The 22,918-nt window shown below is 46.9% G+C and carries 19 protein-coding genes; 14 read left to right on the forward strand and 5 right to left on the reverse strand.

The genetic code is table 11. The features are described 5' to 3' along the window. Positions 1-241: 241 nt before the first annotated feature. A complete protein-coding gene (locus CRO25_RS11380; protein WP_079695051.1) occupies positions 242-1,147 on the reverse strand; it encodes an AraC family transcriptional regulator in 906 nt (301 codons plus the stop codon). A gap of 187 nt (positions 1,148-1,334) precedes the next feature. Here CRO25_RS11380 and CRO25_RS11385 point away from each other — a divergent pair, with 187 nt between their 5' ends. The 3 genes from CRO25_RS11385 to CRO25_RS11395 are packed head-to-tail and all read left to right on the forward strand — an operon-like array spanning position 1,335 to position 3,941. Further along, entirely contained in the window at positions 1,335-1,976 is a 642-nt protein-coding gene (locus CRO25_RS11385) for a carbohydrate-binding family 9-like protein (protein WP_079695052.1), read from the forward strand. 50 nt (positions 1,977-2,026) lie between these two features. Next, positions 2,027-2,875: a sugar phosphate isomerase/epimerase gene (locus tag CRO25_RS11390; RefSeq protein ID WP_076290306.1), complete on the forward strand. Its 849-nt coding sequence runs from the start codon at positions 2,027-2,029 to the stop codon at positions 2,873-2,875. Between the two features lie 55 nt (positions 2,876-2,930). Further along, complete coding sequence (locus CRO25_RS11395) at positions 2,931-3,941, forward strand: Gfo/Idh/MocA family protein (RefSeq protein WP_079695053.1); 1,011 nt, start codon at positions 2,931-2,933, stop codon at positions 3,939-3,941. Positions 3,942-4,322: 381 nt separating this feature from the next. On the opposite strand, the gene CRO25_RS11400 is transcribed toward CRO25_RS11395, so the two are convergent. Further along, the gene (locus CRO25_RS11400; RefSeq protein ID WP_097115764.1) at positions 4,323-5,960 is read right to left on the reverse strand and encodes a bifunctional UDP-sugar hydrolase/5'-nucleotidase; all 1,638 of its coding nucleotides are present in this window, start codon (positions 5,958-5,960) and stop codon (positions 4,323-4,325) included. A gap of 252 nt (positions 5,961-6,212) precedes the next feature. On the opposite strand from CRO25_RS11400, the gene CRO25_RS11405 reads away from it, so the two are divergent. The 5 genes from CRO25_RS11405 to CRO25_RS11425 all read left to right on the forward strand — a co-directional run bounded on the left by CRO25_RS11405 (position 6,213) and on the right by CRO25_RS11425 (position 10,488). Then, on the forward strand, positions 6,213-7,196 hold the full coding sequence (locus CRO25_RS11405) for a phosphate/phosphite/phosphonate ABC transporter substrate-binding protein (protein ID WP_063565948.1): 984 nt from the start codon (positions 6,213-6,215) through the stop codon (positions 7,194-7,196). A gap of 181 nt (positions 7,197-7,377) precedes the next feature. Then, positions 7,378-8,178 carry a phosphonate ABC transporter ATP-binding protein gene (gene phnC / locus CRO25_RS11410; protein WP_063565947.1) on the forward strand — a complete coding sequence of 267 codons (801 nt, stop codon included), beginning with the start codon at positions 7,378-7,380 and terminating at the stop codon, positions 8,176-8,178. Further along, positions 8,175-9,038: a phosphonate ABC transporter, permease protein PhnE gene (phnE, locus tag CRO25_RS11415; protein ID WP_079695054.1), complete on the forward strand. Its 864-nt coding sequence runs from the start codon at positions 8,175-8,177 to the stop codon at positions 9,036-9,038. The genes phnC and phnE (CRO25_RS11415) overlap by 4 nt, the downstream gene beginning before the upstream one ends. Then, a complete protein-coding gene (phnE, locus tag CRO25_RS11420; RefSeq protein ID WP_063565946.1) occupies positions 9,035-9,841 on the forward strand; it encodes a phosphonate ABC transporter, permease protein PhnE in 807 nt (268 codons plus the stop codon). Before phnE (CRO25_RS11415) ends, phnE (CRO25_RS11420) begins: the two co-directional genes overlap by 4 nt. A gap of 233 nt (positions 9,842-10,074) precedes the next feature. Continuing rightward, positions 10,075-10,488: a hypothetical protein gene (locus CRO25_RS11425; protein WP_063565945.1), complete on the forward strand. Its 414-nt coding sequence runs from the start codon at positions 10,075-10,077 to the stop codon at positions 10,486-10,488. Positions 10,489-10,564: 76 nt separating this feature from the next. Here CRO25_RS11425 and CRO25_RS11430 read toward each other — a convergent pair. The 3 genes from CRO25_RS11430 to CRO25_RS11440 all read right to left on the reverse strand — a co-directional run bounded on the left by CRO25_RS11430 (position 10,565) and on the right by CRO25_RS11440 (position 15,360). Beyond that, a protein-coding gene (locus tag CRO25_RS11430) for an IS3 family transposase (protein WP_097115765.1) occupies positions 10,565-11,715 on the reverse strand; the annotation gives its coding sequence in 2 pieces (ribosomal slippage) (positions 10,565-11,454 and positions 11,454-11,715; 1,152 coding nt in all). A 151-nt stretch (positions 11,716-11,866) separates the two neighbouring features. Continuing rightward, on the reverse strand, positions 11,867-14,677 hold the full coding sequence (locus tag CRO25_RS11435) for a chitinase N-terminal domain-containing protein (RefSeq protein ID WP_372828768.1): 2,811 nt from the start codon (positions 14,675-14,677) through the stop codon (positions 11,867-11,869). A 206-nt stretch (positions 14,678-14,883) separates the two neighbouring features. Further along, complete coding sequence (locus CRO25_RS11440; RefSeq protein WP_063565944.1) at positions 14,884-15,360, reverse strand: RNA polymerase sigma factor; 477 nt, start codon at positions 15,358-15,360, stop codon at positions 14,884-14,886. A gap of 206 nt (positions 15,361-15,566) precedes the next feature. Here CRO25_RS11440 and CRO25_RS11445 point away from each other — a divergent pair, with 206 nt between their 5' ends. From CRO25_RS11445 to CRO25_RS11470, 6 genes are all read left to right on the forward strand, one after another. Next, positions 15,567-16,280, forward strand: coding sequence for a response regulator transcription factor (locus CRO25_RS11445; protein ID WP_024628875.1), 714 nt, complete (start codon positions 15,567-15,569; stop codon positions 16,278-16,280). Further along, complete coding sequence (locus CRO25_RS11450; protein WP_079695056.1) at positions 16,277-17,740, forward strand: HAMP domain-containing sensor histidine kinase; 1,464 nt, start codon at positions 16,277-16,279, stop codon at positions 17,738-17,740. Before CRO25_RS11445 ends, CRO25_RS11450 begins: the two co-directional genes overlap by 4 nt. Next, positions 17,737-18,894 carry a hypothetical protein gene (locus CRO25_RS11455; RefSeq protein WP_079695057.1) on the forward strand — a complete coding sequence of 386 codons (1,158 nt, stop codon included), beginning with the start codon at positions 17,737-17,739 and terminating at the stop codon, positions 18,892-18,894. Before CRO25_RS11450 ends, CRO25_RS11455 begins: the two co-directional genes overlap by 4 nt. A gap of 234 nt (positions 18,895-19,128) precedes the next feature. After that, the gene (locus CRO25_RS11460; RefSeq protein ID WP_063565941.1) at positions 19,129-19,833 is read left to right on the forward strand and encodes an ABC transporter ATP-binding protein; all 705 of its coding nucleotides are present in this window, start codon (positions 19,129-19,131) and stop codon (positions 19,831-19,833) included. Further along, positions 19,830-21,194, forward strand: coding sequence for an FtsX-like permease family protein (locus CRO25_RS11465; RefSeq protein WP_063565940.1), 1,365 nt, complete (start codon positions 19,830-19,832; stop codon positions 21,192-21,194). The genes CRO25_RS11460 and CRO25_RS11465 overlap by 4 nt, the downstream gene beginning before the upstream one ends. 94 nt (positions 21,195-21,288) lie before the next feature. Then, positions 21,289-22,380 (forward strand): efflux RND transporter periplasmic adaptor subunit, encoded by a 1,092-nt coding sequence (locus tag CRO25_RS11470; RefSeq protein ID WP_179132143.1) that lies wholly within the window; start codon positions 21,289-21,291, stop codon positions 22,378-22,380. Positions 22,381-22,918: the final 538 nt, after the last annotated feature.

The raw sequence follows: 22,918 nt of genomic DNA on the forward strand, positions 1-22,918 counted from the left end.
CTGATACACCTCTTTTTTTAGATTTGTATTTAGCAGTATAGTGTAGGAATTGCAAAAAAAACAGTCTACAAAAAACATATAAATAACGGTACAATATAAGTAGAGAGAATGATATTGAGCGGAAATTACCTATATAAGCTGAATTAAAGGTTATGGTTTGACATGGGAAAATGAACCAGATGTCTTAACGTTATTTCAAAAAGCATGGAGCAGACTGCAAATTTTGCAGGCTGCTCTTTTTTTATAACATTTTGGACAACTTCCGGTATTCCCGGGGGGAAATGCCTTCATATTTGCGGAACATACGGCTGAAGTAATGAATGTCCGGGTAACCACTTTGTACACCCACAGTCTCAATGGAATGATCGGTTTCCCGCAGCAGCTTACGTGCCTCACTCAGGCGGATGGATTGAATGTATTCGTTGGGAGGCATGCCCGCAATCTGTTTGAACAATTTGGCCATATGATCCACACTCAGGTTCAATTGTTTGGCGATGCCCGAATTGGTCCACGGGTCGGAAGGGGCGGCCTCAATACGTTTCATGAGTTCGAGCAGCTTCTCTCCGTGTACCGAATCATGGCGTGACGAACTTCGCCAGGATGAACGCAGCAGATGAGTCAATATTTGCAGCATCAAGGCTTTGCATACCAGTTCATATCCCGGTGGGCGCATCGTAAATTCATGTACCAATTGCTCCATAAGCTGCACGGCAGCTGGAGAAGGGGTATACACGGGGTTAATAGATAGCGGCGTCATGCCCTCTGCGCAAGCTTCTACTGCGAATTTATGGTGCAGGACAGTCTCTTCGTTAACAACCATATCTGCCTCGGTCTGAATGGTCAATTCGTTGAAGAAATCAAAATGAATGCCAATGAAACGTGCTTCCGGGCTCGAAACCACCTCATTCTGATGATAGACACCGGCAGATAGCAAGATTAGCTGACCTGCCTTCAAAATATGGTGTTTATCCTTCATATAAGTTGCAGCTTCACCTTGAGAGACGTACAGAAGTTCAAAATCATACAAACGCCGCTTTGCCAGCTTACCGGGAGGAAGGCTCTGGAACTGAGCATAATGCACGTTGGGAGACCATTCTTTGTAAGTGACGGTTCGTTGCAGAGGATATACCGCTTGCTGGAGAGACATAAATTCCATCTCCTTTTTCAATGAGATTGGCACAAACAGATTTGATTAAAACTGAACGGAATTGTGCAAATAATCTCTTTATCTCCTAAATAAATAATCAGGTAATTTATTTATAATATATGTATTATCACATGTTCTTACGAGAGTGACAACATCACGGATTAAGCTAAAAAAGGAGAGGATTCAGATGCGCTCTCTCCCTGTGGACCGGAGCACGAGTTATTGCTGCGAACCACTCAGGTTAGTTGCACAGAGTGGATTCCCCTCGACTGCGGATTGGGAACGATGTGTTCCAGTGGAGCTGGTGGACACGGTAACAGGCAGGCCACCTCATCAATCCACAGAAGTCCGTTTTGGCTGGAGTCCCGAATACTTGCATATTCGGTTTGTATGCCAGGATGATCACGTTGTATCTGATTTCACGGAAAGGGATCAGCCATTGTATGAGCAGGATGTGGTTGAACTGTTCATTGATGAACAGGGCGATGGCAGGAATTACATCGAACTGGAGGTCAGTCCGCACAACGTAATATTTGATGCACTCATTCACAATAACAGCGAAGGTTCCGAATTGAAGGCAGATGTAACCTGGCAGCTGGAGGGGTTGCAAACGGCTGTAGAAGTGGATCGTCAGGGCCATCGGGTGTATTTGATCCATATTCCAGCGAGTAACTTCAAGTCGCCCCTGACTAAAGGCGTATGCTGGAGGGTCAATGTTTACCGCATTGATGAGAATATGCAGGGAGATCGGGAGTATCAGGCATGGCAGCCCACGGGGGCTGTAAACTTTCATTTGCCTGCCCGATTTGGTCATTTTCAATTAGGATAGCGATGCGATGCTGAAGAACAGGTATTCATATTTTGAAGGAGGGTATTCGGATGAAAAAAGGGATTAACATATGGTCTTTTCCAGGAGATGCCTCTATTGCGGATTGTATTCAGACGGCGAAGCAAGCTGGCTTTGAGGGGATTGAACTTTCGCTTAATGGAGAAGGCGAGCTGAGTCTGTCTGCCACGGATCAGGAGGTTCGTGATATTCAGGGACGTCTAGAAGAGGCCGAACTCGAAATCGCGGGACTAGCAACCGGATTGTACTGGGATTACCCGATGACGAGCGCTCGTCCAGAGATCCGAACGAAAGCTCTGGATGTGTGTAAAAAACAGCTTGAGCTTGCCGCAGCATTTGGTGTGGATACCATTCTGGTCATTCCGGGTGCGGTTGGTGTGGACTTTATTCCAGACAGCGAAGTGACGGATTATGAAGTTGCTTACGAACGAGCGCAAGAAGCCCTTGCGCATCTGCTGCCGTACGCGGAAAGTGCTGGAGTATCGATTGGTATTGAGAACGTATGGAACAAATTCTTGGTGTCACCGCTTGAGCTGCGTACCTTTATTGATTCTTTTAGCTCAGATTATATAGGTTCGTATTTCGATGTGGGCAATGTGGTGCAGAATGGTTACCCAGAGCAGTGGGTTCGCATTCTGGGTCACCGGATCAAGAAAGTGCACTTCAAGGATTACCGGCGTCAAGCGGGAGGACTTCATGGATTTGTGGATCTGCTGGCTGGAGATGTGAATTATCCGGCGGTTATGCAGGCATTACAGGATATTGGTTATGACAACTACGTGACTGCCGAGATGATTCCGCCATACACCCATCATTCGAAACAGATCATATTCAATACATCCAAAGCGATGGATGCTATTCTTGGACGTTCTCAGGGTTAAGTACAGATAACAACGTTTATTCGATATAAAATCTATTTTTATGGGAGGTAAAAACATGTTAAAAGTGGGATTGATCGGTTTTGGGTTTATGGGACGTATGCATTTTGACAACTATGTACGCCTTGCCTCAGAAGGGGAACCCGTGGAATTGGTAGCCATCTGCGATCTGAGAATAGAGGAACTGAAGAACGGTAAAGCAGCCGGCAATATGGCGACGGAGCAAGAGGTATATGATCTCACACCTTATCGTTTGTACGACAACATCGACGCAATGCTGGAACAAGAAGAACTGGATATCATTGATATTACGCTGCCTACACCACTGCATGCTGAACTAACGTGTTCCTTGCTGGAGAAAGGCTTTCATGTGCTGTGTGAGAAGCCGGTTGCGCGCCATTCGACGGAAGGCTGGAAGATGGCACAGACGGCCAAAGCGACCGGGAAAACACTGATGATTGGTCAATGTTTACGCTTCTGGCCAGCCTATGCGTATCTGAAATCCGTAGTAGAAGACGGGCGTTATGGAGCGGTCAACGCAGGTTATTTCTTCAGGGGTTCAGGTTTGCCTCAAGAGTGGTTTTTGGATGGGGAGAAAAGCGGAGGCTGCATATTAGACATGCACATCCATGATGCGGATATTATTCACTGGGTGTTTGGCAAACCGGATCAAGTATCCACGCTGGCTCGCAACGTCATTCCGGGAAGTGGCTATGATACCGTGTCGACCAATTATGTATACCCTGACGGAAAAGTACTGAATGCCCAAGCGGACTGGACGCTGGGGGGAGACTACGGTTTCTCGATGACGTATCGCGTTAATTTGGAGCAGGGCAATCTGGTCTTTGAGAATGGTGAGCTGAAAGTAAATCCGAACGATGCTCCCGGTTTCGTCGCTGAGCTGTCACCCGACTCGGGATATTACCACCAACTCAAATATTTTATCCAGTCTGTTCAAGCAGGTACGCCTGTATCTGTATGTACACCGGAAAGTGCAACAGGCACGCTTGAGTTAATTGAAGCGGAGATGCGCTCGGCGGATGAGCGGGGGGCATTGGTTTCATTATAATAGAAAGAGCAGAACCTGTGATTCAGGTTCTGCTCTTTGCATTTCTGAAGTAGTACGGTCTTTGAAAAGAGAGGATTTATGAATTTATTTATATTCTTTTAAACTTTCGTTATTCATTGCGCGTTCAATTTCGGCAAGTCTACTATTAATTCTCTTGATCTTATTATTCATAGTAATCAAAAAGTAAACCAGAGATATAATGCCTATAATAAAAACGAATTGAATTATAGTTGCAGACCATATAAAGCTCATTCGTACACCTCCCGAATTTCTGTTGATTAACTATAATTATACATAATTTGGGAGGCGTACGATGAGAAAATTAATTTTATGATCTTGTGGTAATGATTACACTTCTTCAATTACAGTAATTACTCCGTACTATCCAACAACCCGCCAGTTATTCGCCTGCTCCACTGTTAGTGGTTGATGTCTGCGAATATAATCCTCCACCAGTGCCGCCATATCCGTGGCGCCTTCATGAAGTACCTTTTTGCCTGGATACATCGCATAATCACCGCCACCTGCTGCGCGATAACTGTTCATCACTACAGAGTACGTCGCGTCCATAGCAACAGGTATGCCCTCACGTTCCAGCTTCACCACACGACTTCCCACAGGTTTGGAGATATCCAGCTCATATTCGACGCCCGCCCACATGTCGTAATTATAATGCTGTGGTTTCGGCTGCATGTAAGCAGGATTAACGACAACTTCGCCTGATGTCTCCACTTCAAAGTAACGCGCCGTTTGTTCTAATGCATCCCGAATGTCCTGACCACGAAGCTCCAGCACCGTCAGTGTATTGGGATAGATAAAGTTAGACAGCACATCCCGAACGGTAATGAGGGAACCGAAACCGCGGGCCTCTTCACTGAGTAATGCGGTATTCGATATTTGTGCTCCCGTTGCTTCCATCTGCACCTGATGTACAAAGGCAATAAAGGGATGCGCCGCAAGCCGCAATGCGGCAGGATCGGTGATGGATAAGTCTCCGGCCACCTCGCCAATCGGCTGGTCCAGCCATGCCTGTGCTTTTGCTTCCAACTCATCCGTCAGTTTCATAACAGCCGCATCGGGCTGTACATCACTATCTTCATCCAAGAGCAACAAGCGAGCCTGTTTTCCGGCAATCTGCCACTTTCCATTCGATAACCGGTCCAACTGGGTGGATACATGACCTACACCGTTCCCACTAAATCCAGGCTGAACCACGGTCACACCATGTATTTCAGCGGTAAGCTGACGGTGTTGATGTCCGGTAAGCAGAACGTCAATCCCTTCAATGTCACGGCAGATCGCGTACGCCTGATTTTCCCCGGTTAACCGCTCAGCAGGTTCGCCTGTCTCCAGATCACTCTCAAAACCACCATGGTAACTGACCACGAGCACATCCGGCTGTTCATGTTCACGAATATAGCCAACCCATGCACGAATAGTCTCCATAGCATCAAGGAACTGTAAACCTTCTATGTTTTTCGGATGCTCCCAATTCGGAATATAGTGCGTCGTTGCGCCCAGCAAAGCAATTTTAACGCCTGAAGACAAGGTTTTGATCAGATAGGGAGGACCGAAGGCGGGAATGGCTGCTCCAGTAGGTGCAGTGTGTAGTACCTCTTCGTCAGGCTTTCCTTCATTAACAATATTTGCAGATAGCCAAGGAAAATGGGAGTCTTGCACTGCTTTACGCAGCAAGTCCTGGCCGTAGTTGAATTCATGATTGCCCATTACGGCAGCATCATAGCCCAGTTCATTCAGAACATTAATGAAGGGATGCACTTCGTGATTCGAAACAAAGGAAGCAGCATATGAGGCCAAAGGAGAGCCTTGCAACAGATCACCGTTATCCACGAGCAGCAATTCGGGTGAACGATCCCGTTCACGCCGAATCAGCGAAGCAAGCAAAGCAAGTCCGGCTGGACGATAGGCATTGGTGTTGTAATGTATGGGGCGAATGGCCCCATGAAGGTCACTGGTTACCATGATGTCGAAGTTTGCCGTAGTTGTTATGGATGTCATTTTACAATCTCCTCTAAATATATAAGTTTAAACATATCAAATCACAGGTCATTCAAGCGGCAGAGTACAAGGGGATTCACCATTTCTACTTGTATTATCAACTGTAATGAGGCTATTCTAACAGATCAAAGCCGCTCTGACAGCCTGACAGGAAACTTTACAAAACTCCAAATTTCGTTTCACATCGCGCAAATAATTGACGACTATAGTAGACAAGTAATGAAAAATAGAAACTCTTTGGAGGGTGTTCGCTTGAAGAAGTCTGCTTTATTTTTACCATTGTTGATTTTGGTTCTGTTTCTAAGTGCTTGTGGGTCTAACAGTAGTACAACAGGTTCGGCTAACGGGGCTGATACGAGCTCGAATTCATCCAGTACTGACACGGCAGAGACAGACAAAGCCGCTGAAGGTTATGTGCCGACTGAGCTGACTGTACAATTTGTTCCATCACAAAATGCAGATACACTCGAAGCCAAAGCAAAACCGCTCGAGAAGCTGCTGGGTGACAAATTGGGTATCCCGGTGAAGGTCAGCGTATCCACAGACTACAACACAATTATTGAAGCAATGGCTTCCAATAAAGTGGACGTAGGTTTCCTGCCTCCGACGGCTTATGTACTTGCCAAAGAAAAAGGCGCAGCTGAAGTTATTCTTCAGGCACAACGTTTTGGTGTAAATGATGAGACTGGCGCTCCAACTGAGGAACTGGCAGATTCGTATAAATCCATGATTATTGTGAAAAAAGACTCGCCGATCCAATCCGTTGAGGATCTGAAAGGCAAAAAAATCGCTTACCAGAACGTAACTTCTTCTGCAGGTTATGTATGGCCGGCAGCCCTGTTGCTCGACAGAGGCATTAATCCTTTGAAAGATGTACAGGCAATCACGGTTAAAGGCCATGACCAAGGTGTGCTGGCAGTGCTGAACGGCGACGTTGATGCCGCAGCGATTTTCCAGGATGCTCGTAACACTGTAGTGAAAGACTACCCGACTGTATTTGAAGATACGCGTGTACTGGCGTTCACTGAGCCGATTCCTAACGATACCATCACAGTACGTACAGACATGAATGCAGATTGGACAGCGAAGATCAAACAAGCATTCATCGACATCGGTAAAGATCCACAAGGTCACGAAATTATCAAAGAAATTTACACACACGAAGGTTATGTAGAGTCTGATGACAGCAAGTTTGATATCGTTCGTGAGTACGGGGAGAAAGTAAAAACCGAGTAGTTCTCTGTTCAAGAAATATCGTGATGGATTGATCGCATTGTAGTGCATTGATTATCTTTTCATTGGATAACTTCATCGGTTCAGCGGGCAGGCCAGTTCAGCGTGATACACGCTGCGCTGGCTTGTCCCATTACAGCGTGACCCTGCGAAATACCATATTAATGAAAGAAGGATTACAGCCATGATTGAGCTTCACAACGTAACGAAAACATATGCTAACGGCACCAAGGGCCTGAATAATATTAATCTGAAATTTAAACAAGGGGAATTCATTGCCGTAGTTGGTTTGTCTGGTGCGGGAAAATCGACGCTTCTGCGTTCCATTAACCGACTTCATGATATCAGTGACGGTGAGATTTTGATCAATGGCAAGTCGATCACGAAAGCTCATGGCAAGTCACTTCGCATGATTCGCCGGGATATCGGTATGATCTTCCAGAGCTTCAATCTTGTGAAACGTTCCAGTGTGCTTCGTAACGTGCTTGCTGGACGCGTGGGATATCATTCCACGATGCGTACCATTCTGGGCCGTTTTCCCAAAGAAGATACAGAACTCGCATTTGGAGCACTGGAACGGGTAAATATCGCAGAAAAAGCCTATTCCCGTGCTGATCAGCTGTCCGGTGGGCAACAGCAACGTGTGGCCATAGCGCGAGTACTTGCACAGGAAGCCAAAATCATTCTGGCAGACGAGCCTGTCGCTTCACTCGATCCACTAACAACGAAGCAGGTAATGGATGATCTGAAACGCATCAACCAGGATCTTGGCATTACAACGATCGTGAACCTTCACTTTATCGACCTAGCCAGAGAGTATGCGACCCGTATTGTTGGATTGCGTGCCGGCGAAGTGGTGTTTGATGGTCCGGTATCCGAAGCAACGGATGAGCGTTTTGCAGAAATATATGGCAGACCTATTCTGGCAGACGAGCTGCTGGATAAACAGGCTGTACAGGAACAGCGGGGAGAAGTTCTGGTATGAAGCAACCCGTAAACGTATCGATAGATGGATCATTGCAGAACGAATCAGGAAAGGGAAAGCGTCCTGGAACAGGTTCAGGCTCGGCTGTCCACCGTCCCAAACCACCAGGGCGTACCAAACATCTGCTCACGCTAGTGATCATTCTGCTGCTTTTGTGGGCAAGTGCCAGACAGACCGATGCCAGCTTCAGTGAGCTGTTTGAAGGTTTACCCAACATGCTGGATCTGCTGCGTGAGATGTTCCCGCCGCGGTGGACTTACTTTGACAACATCGTTCAGGGCATGCTGGAGACGATCCGTATGGCTCTGATCGGTACAACGATCGGTGCGATCATCGCAATTCCGGTCTCGATTATCTGTGCAGGCAACTTAATGCCTAGCCGTTGGATCTACTATCCAGCCCGCTTTGTACTGAACCTGATCCGTACCGTGCCTGACCTGCTACTTGCGGCGCTGTTTGTTGCTGTGTTTGGACTGGGACCGATTCCTGGTATATTGGCACTCGCTGTCTTCTCGGTGGGACTGATTGCCAAGCTGACCTACGAAACGCTGGAAACGATTGATCAGGGACCGCTCGAAGCGATGACAGCTGTCGGCATGAACCGGATTCAATTGATTGTTTATGGCGTGGTGCCACAACTGGCCGCCCAGTTTACTTCCTATGTACTGTATGCCTTTGAGATTAATGTACGTGCCGCTGCGATTCTCGGATTGGTTGGAGCTGGGGGCATCGGACTGTATTATGAAGCAACACTTGGATTCCTGGAATATGACAAAACGAGTGTAATCATTCTGTTTACCCTTGTCATTGTTCTGATCATTGATTATGTAAGTACTAAGCTGCGGGAGAAATTGTTATGATGAAAAATGAAACAAGCGTAATCCGGCGCAAACCACGGAAGAACCCGCTTCGCTGGGTCATTGTAATCTTGCTTATACTTGTGTACGCTTGGGCACTTGCCGGTGTACCGTTTACCGGTTTGAAGGAAACGGCTGGTCAGATCATGAAGGCAATTGTCGCCGGGATTTTCTCCCCGGATTGGGACTTTGTTTATCTGCCTGAGGGTGAAGATTTGCTGCGAGGATTGCTGGATACACTGGCGATCTCGGTGCTGGGTACCGTCATTTCCGCTGTACTGTGTATCCCGTTTGCGTTCTGGTCTGCCCGAAATATGAGCAGCTTCCGTCCTGTATCGGGTACGGGCAAAATGGTGCTCAGCTTTATCCGTACGTTCCCGGAGATTATTATGGCTTTGCTGTTCATCAAGGCGGTGGGTCCGGGTTCCTTCGCGGGTGTACTCGCCCTTGGGCTGCATTCCATCGGGATGCTTGGTAAACTGTTCGCTGATGAAGTGGAAAATATTGATTATGGTCCTTCTGAAGCGTTGCTCGCTTCTGGGGCGACTCGCATGCAGCAGCTGTGGTTTGCTGTACTGCCACAGGTTTTGCCTGGATTCCTTAACTACACGTTGTATCGGTTCGAGATTAATGTGCGTTCCGCAACCATTCTGGGGGTTATCGGGGCAGGAGGGATCGGTACACCGCTAATCTTTGCACTCAGTACTCGGAACTGGCCGCGAGTAGGGATTATCTTGCTGGGTATTATCGTAATGATCACGATCATTGATCTGATCTCTGGCTACATTCGCAAGAAGCTGGTATAGAGAAGTAAAGGTAAAGTTTGCTAAAGACGAATAAAATAAAGAACATGATGGATAAGTTTCAATCCATTATTGATCTATCGGAAGAGCAGCCCATGCAATAGCAGGTGCTGCTTTTTGTATTTTATAGGAAGTTAATATCAGCAAAATGTTGAGCCCTATATGAAATTACTGTTTTAGAAGTAGACTCATACTATGATACTGTATAGTTATAAATTTAGTAATGGAGGTAAATTGTGAGAAAAAACAATAATGTATTATGGGTGTCTATTTCTATACTTATTTTAATAGTCGCCATGTCTCTCACTGGTTGTTCCAAAATGCAAACAAGAATTAATCTCATGGGAGAGAGTGAACATTGGAGAGGCGAGCTAGATACGACAGTAACAAATGAAAGAGCGGAAAATGGAGAATATACTATATTTTATAAAAAAGATAATTTGGAAGATATTAAAGAATATAAAATTAACATTAATGAAGGAAGAATAATTAGAAAGGAGAGCGATTTAACTTCGAAATCTATAGAGTTCCCTATAACGAGTACAAAAGGTTCAATGGTTAGTAGGAATGAAGACCAAACTATTGTCATTGAGTGGACAGATATGAATGGTAACAATTTTGAAGAGAAACTGATCTTATCAGAAAAATAACCGAAAAAAAACCGAAGCGAGTGCCTGGAGTTGGTCATAGCCCCGTCAAGTAGACAATAAAAAAAGAGAAATTCCATTAAGCGGCGACTTTTTCCCTGAATTCAATCGGGGAGAGGTCGCCGAGTTTGTTTTGGAAACGTTCCTTGTTGTAAAACAAAATATACTCTGTAATTCGGTTCCTTGCTTGCTCCAGATTCTGAGGCTTCTCCAAATACAACTTCTCTGTCTTTAAGTGGGAGAAGAACGACTCAATACATGCATTGTCATAGCAGTTCCCACGCCGAGAATGGCTTCCTGTTAGCTTCTTCTCTTCAAGCAACTTGGCATAGCTCTGTGTTGTATACTGGAACCCCTGGTCGGAATGGAGCAAGGTAGGTCCACATTTTAGTTTCTTCACCGTGTCCATAACGAGTTTTAAGTCATTTCGCTCGGATAGTTCCCAAGCTACAATCTCGTTGTTGTATAGATCCATCACAACCGAGAAATAAGCAAAATCATGCCCAATCCGGACATACGTAATATCCGTCACGAGCTTCTGCAGAGGAGCTGCCGCCGAGAATTCTCTATTTAAGACATTACGGAAAAGAACGGACGGTTTCCGGCCAGCAAATGGACGTTTCTTGCGAATCACGGAACGAATCTGAAGTTCTCTCATTAAGCGGCGTACCTTTTTGTGATTCACCACGAGGCCTTCCTTTCCTAACGCGGTTCGCATACGTTTGTAGCCAAAATAAGGACGAAGCCGGTGAATGCCTAAAATATGTGCTTTTAGATCCGCATCCCGATCTGCTCGTTTCTCTCTGAGGACGATATTCTTCTTCCATTTGTAGTAACCTGCGCGAGAAATTTCAGCAATTTTACACAACCAAACCACAGGTGCCCACTTGCTTATTTCTCGAACGGACTGGCACCGGGTTTCGAAATCCAGCTTCCCTCTCCGTGCAAATTCGGATTGAGCTTTTTTAGATATTCTACCTGCGCTTTCAGATAAGCATTTTCTTCTTCTGCAGTGCTAAAATGTTTCTTCGTCCAACGTCCTCGATAATCCTCAAAACTCTCTCCATTATGGCTTTTCCGTACCCAAGTAATAATCTGGCTCTCACTCTTAATACCAAACTTCTCCATGATCCGACTGTATGTCCAACCTTCTTCCAATCGCAGACGAACAGCCTCTTTCTTCGTTTCTTCACTATATTGATTAAAGGTTTGGCCTTTTTTAGCTGGCATAGCAAAAATCCCCTCCGGTTTTCAGTGTTGAGTTCATTTTAACATGACCTCTTTTTTCACTGTCTACCTTGAGGGGATAATACCAGAGTTCCGGCAAACTTGCTTCGGTTTTTCAATGCTTGGTTAAACGTTAGGCATTCCTTAGTGAGGCCTAGCTTGCTGCTGGCAGAGATACAGCGGATTTCGTTACTTGTACCGTAATCGTTTCAGTGCTTGTCACACCCGCTGCATTGATCAGCTCGGCGCGATACGTGTACGTTCCATTCGCGTGACCGGATACATCTGTCACAGCGCTTTGTGCATTAGGTGTTACTGCGTTCAGTGCTTTGGTATCGATCAGTTGACCATTCTCATAGAGACGGTATTCTGATGCGTTTGTTCCCCACCACAGATTCATCGTCACTTTGTAGTTGCCATCCCCATCCCAATTGTCTTGGGAGAGAACTGCTTTGCCAGGGGCAGCATTCGCAACTTGCACCGTGAGTACTTCACTGCGAGTTGTACCCTTGGAATTCGTCAGCTCAGCTACGTAGGTATAAGTACCGTTAGCTTTACCATTGATCGTTGTTTGGGCCGATTGCGCCGCTGGTGTAGCGTCTGTCAGCTTTTGTGTGTCAATCAGCACGCCATCTTCATACAGCTTATAGCTCGTGCCATTGTCACCCCACCAGAGGTTCATAGTAACGGTATAAGACCCTTCAGAGAGACCGTTGCTGTAACCATTGTTGGATGTAAGCGCCGGCTTACCTGGTGCGCCAACAGCTGGCGTCGAAGGTCCTTCTTCGCCGCCTTCTTCAACGGCTACGAAATCGTTCAAGCTTCTAGGCTTCAGTTGAAATACATCTTTGAAAATAGCGGCAACACCTGTCACGCTGATTTTATCGCCTGCTGCATAAGGGAAGGTCGTTTGCGTTACACCTGTGCGTGTATCCACACGTACATGCGTGCTTGTTCCGTCCGCTGCAACCGCATCGAATTCAAACGAACCTACCGGTGTTGCACTGATGATGTTCTGAACAGTTACTTCTTTCAATTGAACGAGTTGACCCTGGTTTGCAGCCGTAACTGCTGGCACATCAATGGCAGCAGGGATGGAGGCTGTACCCGTTTTCTCGATCGCTACGATATCCGTAAGCTCAAATTCACTATTGTACAGCGCCGTTGCTGCGGTTACTTTAACCACATCTCCAGCGTGGAAGCCGGCAGTACTTTGGAAAACATAAAGGCCACCGGTGGTGTCTTGAAGATAGAAGGATTGTCCACCAAAAGCACCTGGCTCTGTAGTAACTACACCCTCAACTGTAACCGTTGAACCAGCTGCTTTGGTGCGTGCATCAGCAATGCTGATCGTTGCCGGGATTGGTCCTTCTTCTTCCGGAAGCTGCTCAGCCGGAACATTGCCGACGGTAACTGCAGTCGTGATCAGGTTGCTGCCGTTCAGACGCAGACGCAGGCTGGCAGCGCCCGTTGTACCTGATTTAATGCGGACATTCAGGTCTTTGATTGCGCGACCTTTGCTGTCGGAAGTTACGCTAAAGTTGGAGCTATAACCGTACGAAGTCGGCCATGTACCACCTTCATTCTGAATCATGGCGACCTGTGTTCCGCCAGTCAGGTAAATTCCTGCACTGTAACCGGAAACGGTTGTGTTAGCAGGCATGTTCTCTACAACCACACGGATCTGGAAATCCTCCGCATTAGGCAGGGTTTCCTGCTTCACGATGCTGTAGGAAGCGTTCGCGCTTGAAGCTGGTCCACCATAAGAACCTGCTTTGAACGTGGAACGATCATACCACTTGTATCCTGCAGCTGGTGCAGCCCAAGGTTCAGCCTGTGGTTCTGTGGAAGCAGCAGGTTGTTCGAACGGAAGCAATGCTGTTGCATTATCCAGTTGAAGTCCGTTCACTTGAGTCAAGCTAGTGTAATTTTCTTGATTAGCAAGCCAGTTAACGGTATTGACCAGCAATTTGCCGTCATCAACTTCTTTGAAGCCGTCATACGTTGTTTTGCGAGCGCCAGTCTCTTCGCGAAGATACTTCGGTGAAGCATCTTCAACCAGAGAGGAATCTCCGATAAACGCTGCTTTACCTGCACCCAGCTTGGACACGGCTACGTAAGGACCTTCCTCAACTCCACCGCCATTGTATACGCCCTGGTCAACAGCGTTCGGCCAAGCGTCATTCGTTTTCGGCAGGTACACAATACCTTTAGCCTTTGTTGGATCGGTGATCGCAAGAGTGGACCCTGCGTGCATGGCTACCGCAGATACACCTTCTGTAATGCCAAATGCCTGTCCAGCAGGCACAATGTTAGTAGCATTAATATCGCCTAATGCGTTGTAACGGAAGCGTACTCCGAAATTATCGGACAGCCAGTCCGTGCTGGTTACATTTTGCATAGCCTCAGAGTTACGCTCCTCTGTGCTCATGCCTTTGGCTGGATCTTCGAATGCGCCACGACGATAGCCGTTAATCGCTTCAGAACCGTCCCAGCGGTTTTTGTTACGGTCAGCATTGTAGTGATCTCCAATGAAGAATATGCTGCCGCCTTTTTCTACATACTCTTTCAAGGCTGCCTGTTCTGTCGTTTTGAAGGGAACATTGGGTTCAGCAATGACAAACACGTTATATTCTTTCAGATCGTCATAGGTAAAAGGAGACGTCTTGCGCAGTTCCTTTACATAATATCCATCATTCGCGAGTGCATTGCCGAAGTCTGAGAAGCCTCCGTCAATGACCCAGTCAGCTGCTCCAGCTGTCTGTGCATGAGTATTGTCGAACAATACTTTCTTGCCTGCATTTCCGTTAACAACCTTTGCCTGAATGAACGGTGCAGGGTCTGTTGCCCATTCGGCCTGAACCGATGCATCTCCATTCCACAATCCAATCTGAAGCGGCAATGCCATGGACAATGCCAGGAGTGATTTTACCCATACTCCTCGCATACGTGTCAATTTACCCAACCAAATCCCTCCCAAATATTAGTTGAAACATGAGTTCGTCCATATTCTAACACACCAAAATCTCACATAGTCATAACAATTTGTAAAAACGAACTCGACTTTTGTAAAAATGAGTCCTTTGTCATGCTCCATCTAACAAATTTTGATACTTTCTAACATCAGATGTTGATTTCACGTCATTTCTGCTCATGAAAAAAAGCCATCTCTTATGAGATGACTTTGGCCCGAATGCGATTGACGGCATGGAATACCGAGGATTTGATCATGCCTTCACTACGGTTAACGAGCTGGGCGGTTTCTTTGATGCTGTACCCGTGAATCACGCGTAATTCAAGAATTTTGCGATGCTCTGTATTGTTAATGATCGACACAAGGTCGTTAACACCTTCAGAGATCTCCAATTCGGATGTATCACAGTGATACGTTTGCATCTCCAACTTACTGTCCCGCTTCAGTGTACGGGTCCGCTTGCGGAATGTATCCATGGCGAGGTTACGGGCAATTCTTTTGAGGTAGTAGAGAAGTCGTTCTTCCGGAATGTCTGCCGATACATTCATCATTCGAATGAAACACTCCTGCGTGAGATCCTCTGCATCCTGTTGATTTTTGACGATCTGAGATAGATACCGTGTCACTTCTGATTTATAGTTTACATAAGCATCATGAATGGTTGTTTTGTTCACGTGATGTTTTCCCCTTTGGATACCGATCTGGCTTTGTCCGGTCTGGTTTGTTCTCTGTGTTCCAAGTATATCGGGATGATGTTTCCAAAGACGCCAGACTTGTATCCGAGTTGTAACATTTCCGGTGAACCTCTGTTCAATCCTAGAGCAGAGATACAGAATATAAGGCAGATGAAATTCATAGAGCAGGGAGATTAAGATTCATCATGAGACCGAAACAGATTTTGATTATTGAAGACGAAGAGTCCATTCGCGACATCCTATCCTATTCTTTGCGTAAGGAAGGATTTGAGATGACCGAAGCAGCAACAGGCAGAGAGGGCTTGGATCTGCTCAGGGAGTCCAGACCAGACTTGATCCTGCTCGACCTGATGCTGCCGGACATGAGCGGGTTCGATGTATGCAGACAACTTTCCGTGAATTCGAAGATTCCTGTAATTATGATTACGGCGAAGTCCGATATGCTGGACAAGGTGCTCGGCATGGAGCTGGGGGCGGACGATTATATTACCAAGCCATTCGACATTCGTGAGGTAGTTGTGCGCATTCGGGCCATTTTCCGCCGGATTGATCTAATCAGCGAGACGCTGGAGAATCAGTCTTATGAAGTGGTACGGCTTGGCAGACATATTGAGATCCGCAAGGATGAGCGTGAAGTCTGGAAAGATGGGGAACGCGCCGGACTGACCAATAAGGAGTATGATCTGCTCTTATATTTGGTCAACCATCACCGCAAAGTACATACAAGGTCCGAGTTGCTGGATAAAGTGTGGGGATTTGATTTTCCCGGAGATACCCGGACGGTAGACATTCATATTCAGCGTATCCGCAAGAAGCTGGATAGCGGGGAGCAGGGGATTTCACTTATTGAGACGGTCTTCGGCGTGGGTTACAAACTGAATATTCAGGTGCATACATGAAGTGGACGATCCAGTTCAAAATGGTCGTTCTTTTCTCGGTCATCGTATTTATTGGTTTTTCGGCCTTGCTCATTATTTCGAATAAAGTGGGTGAGGAGAACATGTACAGGGAAGTGCAGGAGGACATGGTGCAATCCAAAAAAAATCTGGATATCGCGCTCAATCAATACTTCCTGATTCATAATAAACGGATTAGTGAGGACTCCCTGGGAACAGGGAATCGGGACCTCGCAGAACAGATCGGCTCCGCAGTAGGCGGCAAGGTCATAGTCTATCGGTCTGATGGCACTCCGTTTAGCAACGTGGGTGCGGAGGCGAAGCTGGCTGCTGCTCAAACCTCTGATCTACAGGCTGCCATGAAATCAAAGATCGCCTATACAACCGTGGTGGACAAAGGCAGAGTAACAGGGAATCTGTCCTTTCCTGTGCTGTTGGAGGGGAGCATCCTTGGCATTATCCAGCTGGAAAGGGATTATACGGATCTGTTCAAACGGCATCTGCGATTTCAGAACACCATCAAGGGCTTTGCAGCCGTCATTTTTGTGTTTGTTTTCATTGGATCTGTCTTTATTTCACGCCAGATTACGAAGCCGATTCGTGTGCTGACAAAACGTTCAGCCGAAGTTGCACAAGGCAGCCTGAATGCAGACATCCAGATCTCCACGAAGGATGAGATTGGAGAGCTGGCTTCCAGCTTTACGGTCATGATTGCTCGGGTAAAGGAGCAGATTGACGTGATTGAGAGAGAACGGGATGAGGTCAAGCATTTACAGGCACGCAACAAGGTTTTTTTTGACAATGTGACGCATGAATTAAAGACACCACTGACCACGATACTGGGGTATGCCCAGATTTTGCGGGATAATGGATTTACGGATCAAGTGTTCTTCGACAAAGGGTTGAAATATATTATCAACGAGAGCCAACGCCTCAACGTCATGGTTGCGGATATCCTGGAAGTGACCGTATCGTCCACACCGATTCAGACCTTCCGTTTTGAGCGGGTGAATGTATCGAATATTATTCGGGAAGCCTGCGAAGACATGTCCATCAAGGCGGGCAAGTACAATATTGGCATTCGCTATGAGCTGGAAGAATTGCTGTATGTCCAGGGGGACTGGAATAAGCTCAAGGAAGTTTTTTTGAATGTGCTGGATAACTCGGTCAAATACGGGAATGTGAATTCCATCATTCAGGTCCAATCGTTTCGGCTGGGGGATTCGGTAGCCATACTGATTCGTGATGAAGGAGAAGGCATTCCGGAGGAAGCGCTTAAGCATGTATTTGAACCCTTTTACCGGGATAACGGGATGAACAGGACAGAGAAGGGAAGCGCCGGGCTGGGCTTGTCAATTGTGAAAAACACGGTGGAGCAGCATGGGGGAACGGTGGAAATGAAGAGTATATTGAACAAGGGAACACAGGTGAATATCAGTCTGCCTGGAGAATCGGACGTATGAAGAAACGAGGATTTTGGAGCAGATATCGTGATATGCTTATGTTATCCGGTTTGCTGATTGTATTTGTCGGAGGTATCTTTGGCATTGGTAGTCTGTTCAGCATTGGACATGGGAAGCCCAGAACCGTCATTCTGCCGGATAAACAGTTCAACAGCCGCCTCGCCCCGCCGCCAAGCAGCACCATTCAGATTGAGTCGGCTACCAAGCTGCCCAATGACTTTGCCATTTATGATTTTGAGGTAGCTGATCCCAACACGGTCATATTGAATCGGCCGGACCGTTCCTATACCGGGATCAAGCTGTCACAGCTGCATATGGATGATAATCTCTTGAAGGACATCGCCACGAATACAGAGTATGGGATTACTTTGAGTCCGGATCAGAGCAAGCTGATTTATTCCCAATACCGATCGACTCAGGCGCAGAAGACAACCTATGAATATGATTTGAAAACAGGAGAACATCTCAAGCTGAAGAATGACAACTCCTATTCACGCGTCTTTGTAGGTAATGAATCCTACATCGGATATGATGACCTGGTGTTCAACATGGTGGAGCTAAAGTCAGGAAAGAAACATGAATTGTACAGTTATGATGAGTTAGTTGCCAAGGTCGCACAGACGAGCAACATTTCCAGTCCGGATGATACCCTGATTATGCTGGATTCATATGAGATTAGCCGGGATTTATCACGGGTGTATGTGCTGGTTAAACTGAAAGAAAATTACGCGGTCTATAGCTTCTCTCTGAACGACAAAAATGATATCACTGCATACACCCCTGCCCAGGATATACAGCAGTTTAAGGTTTTGAAGAATGGGGACATGCTGATTCAGGGCATGATCAACAACGAACAGGGATTGTACAGATATCGAGCGGATACCAAGAAGTTTGAGCTGCTGGTCAAAGGGCCCATCTGGAGCTTCGATCTGGATGAGGAGGAGTCCCGCATTGCCTATTTTTTGACACTCGAAGGACAGAAGAATGAGGTGCACATTGCCTATCTGAATGACCGGAAGCTGGGGTCCGATACGGTTATCTACCGGAATATTGATTACTTTATCAAGTTGAAATGGAATGACAGCAATCTCTTTGTTGTCGGGAGCTCTATGGAAAAAAGCGAGTTATATCGGTTTAGCTTCCGAGCTTGGTAAAGATGTGAATATGGAATGCTCAGAAATTAGGCCCTATGGAATGAAGTCGCTATGTTAAGGACTGAACCCATAGGGTCTTTTTGTGATTTGAACATGTTGCATAAATCCAAAGAAGGCCTTTCAATCCAATGCAGCTAAAGGCTGATTTTACAAATTGGATACAAGTCCAGATTGGACCGATACATCTGATGGCTATAATTACCTCTATTACATCGATGAGAGGAAGCCGGATTCATGCTGCGAGTTGAACAGGTATCACACACGTTCCGCAATGCACAAGGGATTGTTCCCGTATTGCAGGACATTAACATATCCGTGGGTAAGGGTGAGATGGTTGCACTGCTGGGAAGCTCCGGTTCAGGCAAATCGACGTTATTGCATCTGATGGCAGGTCTGATGAAGCCGGACACAGGCAAGATCCTTATTGCAGATCAGGATATTGTGCGTATGAGTGAGAACCGACTGGCGGAATTCCGCCGGACACATATTGGCTTTATTTTTCAGGCGTATGAGCTGCTGGCGAACCTGACAATTCGGGAAAATGTGGAGCTGCCGCTCGTATTTCAGGGCATTCGCCCATCACGGCGTAAGCAAAAGGCGATGCACCTGCTGGAACAGGTTGGCCTTGTCGGCAAGTCCGAATTATTCCCTTCCCAGCTATCAGGAGGGCAGCAGCAGCGCGTCAGCATTGCGCGTTCACTGATTACGGAGCCGTCCGTCATATTCGCGGACGAGCCTACCGGGAACCTGGATACCCGAACGGAGGAAGAGATTATTTCCATTTTGCAACAGCTGAATCGGGAGATGCATACAACATTCGTTATTGTCACGCATGAGGCTGAAGTGGCGGAGCAGATGCAGGTTGTCATTACATTGCAGGACGGATGCTTGGTGGAGAGCGGCCAGTCCAAGGCAGTAGAGCAAGGAGAGCGGTTGTGAGAGTTCTGGATGTGTTGCGAATGTCATGGGGACAGATTGTGCGCAGAAAGGTGGTTACTCTTCTGTGCATGATTGGCCTGTCCATCGGCTGTGCGGCCATGATTATCGCGTTAAGCGTGGGGCAGTCGGTACAGGTCTATGGTGAGAAAACGTTAAACGAGAATTACAAAATGGATGAGATTACAGTATCCCCCAATGAGGGAATCGGTTCGGGCGGAAGCAATGGGCAGACGTCCACCTTCGAACGAGGAGCGCTGACGGCTCGGAAAATCGATATTATTTCCAGCCTTCCGCATGTCGTCGCCGTTGCTCCGATGCTGAAGCTGGATATGCTGGAGATGGCTACATTGGATGGCAAAAGCTCCAATGTGGAAGTTATCGGTACAGAGCTTGGATCATTGAGCCGTTTCGGCTACCGTTTTGACAAAGGCGGGGCATCGGGGATCAGCGGAGCCGCTATTGTGAATTACGGTGCAACCTTCGGACTTGTGGACGCCGAGGTGATCCGCGAACTGAACAACAAGCTCATGGAGGATTCGTTTAATGACGAGTTTCTACAGCAATACATGGCGTTGATGTCTACCCAAACCGAGCTGTTTCAGGCACAGTTTAACCTGAAATATCAGGACATGAATGATTTGTCCAAAGCCAAAACAAGCTCCCCTTTGCGAGTGACGGGTGTACTGAAGGTGCCTGGCGGCATGAGTGAGAACAATGCCATGTATGACAAAAAGGTCTATGTTTCCCTCGAAACCGCCCGAATGCTCGCTGAACAGTTCCAGAGCAGTCAAGCACAGGCCGCGGCAGCAGGACGGTTGAACTCGGCGCTCGTGAAGGTAGAGGACAAGAAGTATGTGGCACAGGTGCAGGAGCAGATTCAGAAGCTGACGCTGATGACAGACAGCAATCTGTATCAGGAGCAGGCGATGAAGGAACAGCTTGGCATGTACCAGAAGGCCGCTATGGGCATAGGGATATTCGTTATGCTGCTAGCTTCTCTATCCATTATCGTTGCGATGATCATGTCCACACATCAGCGCCGCAAACAGATTGGCGTCATGAAGGTGCTGGGAGCCAATCTGTGGCAGATCAGGCAGATGTTCATTACTGAAGCTGCTGTACTTGGAGTGTTGGGCGGCATTGTTGGTGTCTTCATCGCTTACGGAGCCATTCAGGGGGTAAATGGACTACTCCAAGGACAAATCTCGATGGAGGCAAGCACACCTCTCCAAGTAGTTATTGAGACGTCGGCCCTGCCTGCTGGTATAGCGTTTGCGGTGTTGACCGGAGTACTCTCGGGAATCTATCCGGCGATTAGCGCCTCGCGTACAAATGCGTTGCAGGTAATTAAATCGGCATAAATATAAAGCAGAGATACAGGAAAGCACAGTTTAGGGATTTAAGGATTTAACAGACGGAAATCACCAGACAGATTCAATGAAGGGACATACGGCAATGAAGAATTCGGCAATAGGCAAATGGATAAAGAGAATCATCATGATCGGACTGCTCGCAGGCGCTGGATATTTTCTGTACCAGCAATATAAACCGGTACCCGAAGCGCCCATCGAGGCTCCGCAGCCCATTACATTTGGAGTCACACAGGAGACGATCACGCAGGAAATTCAGGTCAAAGGCAAGTCGGCTTATGCCAAACAGACGGATGTGTACGCTCCTTTTGCCTCGAAGATAAAGCAGTGGAATGTGGAGAATGGGGAGCCCATTCACAAGGGAGCCGTCATGTTCTCGCTTGATTCGAAAGCATTGCAGACGGAAGTGCAGCAGTTGGAGACCGATATTGAGAAATCGAGGCTGGAAGCTCAATTGAATGAGATTGGTCTTACTCAGGGAGAGGGTCCCGAGCAATTGGGGGTTACTGAAGAAGAACGGAAGAAAGCCTTCGCCGAGCGGGAAACAAAACGACTGACCAACGAAATGAACAAGGAATCCATCGCTGTGAAGGAGCAGGAGGTTCAGGCCAAGAAAGCGGTCATGGGTTTATCCACCGTGTACGCGCCGGTATCCGGTGTGTTTCTGATGAACGATACGGAGACCAAGACACGTATGGTGAGCGAAGGTCAGTATGTGGGTACCATTGTGGACACAGGCAAATTACAATTTGTGGCGGCCATTAGCGAGCAGGAGCTATTCAAAATCCAAACAGGCATGCCTGTAAGTGTACATATGACGGGAAATAAGGAGGTTCCGTTAACCGGAAAGGTCAGCAAAATCTCCAAGTTTGCCAAAAAGGGAACGGAAACAGATCTGAAGCAGCCTTCCCAATTCGATATTGTCATTGATCTGAAGCCAAACGCCAAGCTGATCGGTGGATTAAGTCTAGAGGGCAAGATTGAAACGCTGCGCAAGGAGAAAGCGACGGTCGTTCCCACGCTGGCGGTCATGCGAGATCAGGATACGGCATATGTGATGCTGGATCAGGGCAACGGGCAATATGTACAGCAGACGATTCAAACAGGCATCGAGACAGATGACAAGACTGAAGTATTGAACGGCTTGAAACCAGGAGATATTGTTGTGCTTCCATAAAAAAATAGCATGAGAATATGCTATGTCAATTAGCTCATTACGGGGGGGTTAAGCCCGTGATGAGCCTTGTTTATGGCTTGGGGAGGCACATCTCAGAATTCCTGCCCGCTTTATGGAATTAAATATAATAAAATTTAATAAATTCAATTTACAGTAATATTTACATGGAGTATAATCGATTCATAAGGAGGTGGACACGCGATGTGAGGTTTGTATCGAGGGTAAGCCTTTTTTTAAAACCTCTAAAAGTAAGCGCTTACTTTAATTAAGTCAGAGCAATGCCTTGAAATCCGTTCACCAAAGATTACCCGCACACACCTACAGATGTTATCCCCCTTGCTTTGTCCCTTAACCTCAGTGTAAGACACCATTTCTGTTTCTTGTTTCACACCTTATTGTTGTTGACCTGGCTTGTCCCAATTGAACTACATTCATGGAGGTGAAGTCCCTACAGCTCATCCATACGTTCTCTACCGTGCATAGCATCTTGCCGACACAGAGGATCAGACATGAGTATATACCCAATCCAAGTACAGGA

The organism is Paenibacillus sp. RU5M, assembly GCF_900221055.1.
GTDB classification, from domain to species: Bacteria; Bacillota; Bacilli; order Paenibacillales; family Paenibacillaceae; genus Paenibacillus; species Paenibacillus marchantiae.